Consider the following 2,367-nt stretch of genomic DNA (forward strand, 5'->3'; position numbering starts at 1 on the left):
CAATGGTTTAACCATTTTTGATAACCCCACACGTGTCGATGTGGATCTTGAACTTCTCACACCTTTGCAGCGTGCCAATATCACAAGTTCGGCAAATTTAAGTGAAACATTGCGATGGTGTGCGATCCTCTATAAAAAACTTTCCTGTTCGCTATGTGCAGGTACTGGGATTCATAGTGCGGAGGATGTACTAAAATCCATCATGAGCGGAGCAGATGCCGTGGCACTGGCATCAGTACTTCTAATGAAAGGTGAATCTGAAGTAAGTGCCATTCTCAATGAAATCACTGGGTGGATGCAAAAATACGAATATGACTCTATCTCCCAGATGAAAGGGAGCATATCTTTAGCCCATACCGACAATCCAGCCGCTTATGAGCGTAACTCGTATATGTATGCTCTGCAGGAGTATCGTCGCTAAAATGTATATTGCATCCTTAAGAAGATCAACAGAGAAAAGCTAAGAGTTCTTACGAAGTTCTTTTAACTTTTCCTGATAATTCTCTTCATCACCATAAGATAAAAACTCCTTGTAATACTTATGTTCAGACACAACCTTCTTTGCGTGTTTTATAGGGCAAAAGTAAAGTTCAGTTCTTCCTGCAATGGCTGAAGCATATAGCATTAGACCATTAAAATAAGAGCAATAGAGACAATTGAGCTTTTCAATCGGGTTTAAATATCCAAGATAATGATGATCAAAGTGCAGATAGTCGCTTCGTTTGATAAATTGAAAATTAAAGACTCTAAATGCTATCTGTTGATAGACAAAGAGTACCACATCAAAGATGATGGCAGGAATGACCATCACATAAATAAGGGGTGCAGTAAGAAAATGTAAAAGAGGGACTTCTCTGAGCCAGCTTAAAAGATTTTTCATATTCTCTCTTTGTTTGGCTAAAACTTCTTTTTCAAATCGTACATAACCATTTTGAATCTCATAAGAGATATGACTCTCCTGCTTGTCGATCTCCTCACCAAGTTTGATCTTCATCGCTTCTATCTCGTCTATGATCTCTCTGATCTTATCATTCATTTATAACCCTTTGTATGGTTCAAATTTATATCTTATGTACATTATACATAGTTAATTCAATAGTTAGATAATTTACAATAACTGATGTTCTAGGGCTATTTCAATATCTGTATAATTAAAGACAAAACCTTTGTCCTGAAGTGCTTTTGGATATATCTCTTTAGAACCTGTCAGTACTGAACTGGCTTCCCCATACATAATACGCAAAGCAAATTCAGGAATAGGAAGAATAGTAGGACGATGCAACACTTTTCCTAATGCTTTGGTCAAGGTATAGTTTGTTACGGGGTTGGGAGAAACTGCATTAAAAATACCGCTAATCTTCTTATCGATGATAAATTGGTAAATACGCATCAAGTCTTCAATATCTATCCAACTGGTCATCATCTTTCCATTTCCAATGATACCACCCAGACCTAATTTAAACGGTGTCAGCATCTGGGCTAGTGCACCACCCTCTTTACCAAGGATCACACCAAAACGTATTATGGTAGTTGGTTTATGACACAGTAATGCTTCTTCTTCCCACTTATGTGCAAGATTACCCAAGAAATCCTCAGCGATCTCTGTACATCTTTCATCACATCTTTTATCATCAGGGTATATACCTATGGCTGAAGTAGAAATAAAGTGTGTAACATTACTTTGGTTGAGTGCTCTTACCAAACGTTCCGTACTATCTATACGGCTTTGCATCAGTATTTTCTTATAGGGATCACTCCAACGTTGAATAATAGGAGCACCAGCCAAGTTAATGACTACATCAACATCATGAAGTTTCTTTAAAATACTATTCTCATCATCATGACGCGTGATAATTACATAGTCAGGAAAGGTATTCTGTAATTCTGTCCCAACAAATCCACTAGCTCCAGTAAGTGCTATTTTCATATTAGACTCCTTATAGGCTTAAGGATATAAACCATAGTATCTCTATAGATAATATCATGATTTATTTAATATTCATAACTTAGATATTAATTCAATAAAATGAATAGAGTCAATGGATTTTAAAGTAGTAGAAGTTAAAGTATATCTCTCAATACCATTGCATAATGTAAAACTACAAGATTCAGAAGAAAAATCCCCATGGATGAACCGCGTGAAAAGAACTTTTCTAACGGTGTTTTTTCTTTGTGCAGAGTCATCATAGAAATCGTCATATGAATCACAGTAAGTACAATGATCACACCTACCAAATAAAGCTTGATACGTAATGAGTCTATCACTTCGTTAGAGAGATTTGAAAAAAGTATATCCAAGAGTCCATTATTCGATATCATTGTATACCCTGTGATAAGAAGGATAATGAGTGCTACTGTCTCAAAATA

Annotated in this window: 3 protein-coding genes and 1 pseudogene; 1 reads left to right on the forward strand and 3 read right to left on the reverse strand. The window is 36.1% G+C overall.

Annotated elements, in window-relative coordinates:
- Nucleotides 1–421: pseudogene (locus tag ABZC96_RS09650) on the forward strand (dihydroorotate dehydrogenase-like protein); the annotation flags it as partial.
- A gap of 39 nt (nt 422–460) precedes the next feature.
- On the opposite strand, the gene ABZC96_RS09655 reads toward ABZC96_RS09650, so the two are convergent.
- From ABZC96_RS09655 to ABZC96_RS09665, 3 genes are all read right to left on the reverse strand, one after another.
- A complete protein-coding gene (locus ABZC96_RS09655) occupies nt 461–1,036 on the reverse strand; it encodes a hypothetical protein (RefSeq protein WP_373030775.1) in 576 nt (191 codons plus the stop codon).
- Between the two features lie 72 nt (nt 1,037–1,108).
- A complete protein-coding gene (locus tag ABZC96_RS09660) occupies nt 1,109–1,927 on the reverse strand; it encodes a TIGR01777 family oxidoreductase (RefSeq protein ID WP_373030777.1) in 819 nt (272 codons plus the stop codon).
- A gap of 134 nt (nt 1,928–2,061) precedes the next feature.
- Nucleotides 2,062–2,367, reverse strand: a 306-nt coding sequence (locus tag ABZC96_RS09665) for a hypothetical protein (protein ID WP_373030779.1), incomplete at its 5' end; no start/stop codon positions are given.

It is taken from the genome of Sulfurovum sp. (assembly GCF_041551015.1).
GTDB lineage: Bacteria > Campylobacterota > Campylobacteria > Campylobacterales > Sulfurovaceae > Sulfurovum.

Bases quoted from the DNA above. Each gene is read 5' to 3' on its own strand.
- ABZC96_RS09655 (WP_373030775.1), bottom strand. From the start codon at position 1,036: ATGAATGATAAGATCAGAGAGATCATAGACGAGATAGAAGCGATGAAG.
- ABZC96_RS09660 (WP_373030777.1), bottom strand. From the start codon at position 1,927: ATGAAAATAGCACTTACTGGAGCTAGTGGATTTGTTGGGACAGAATTA.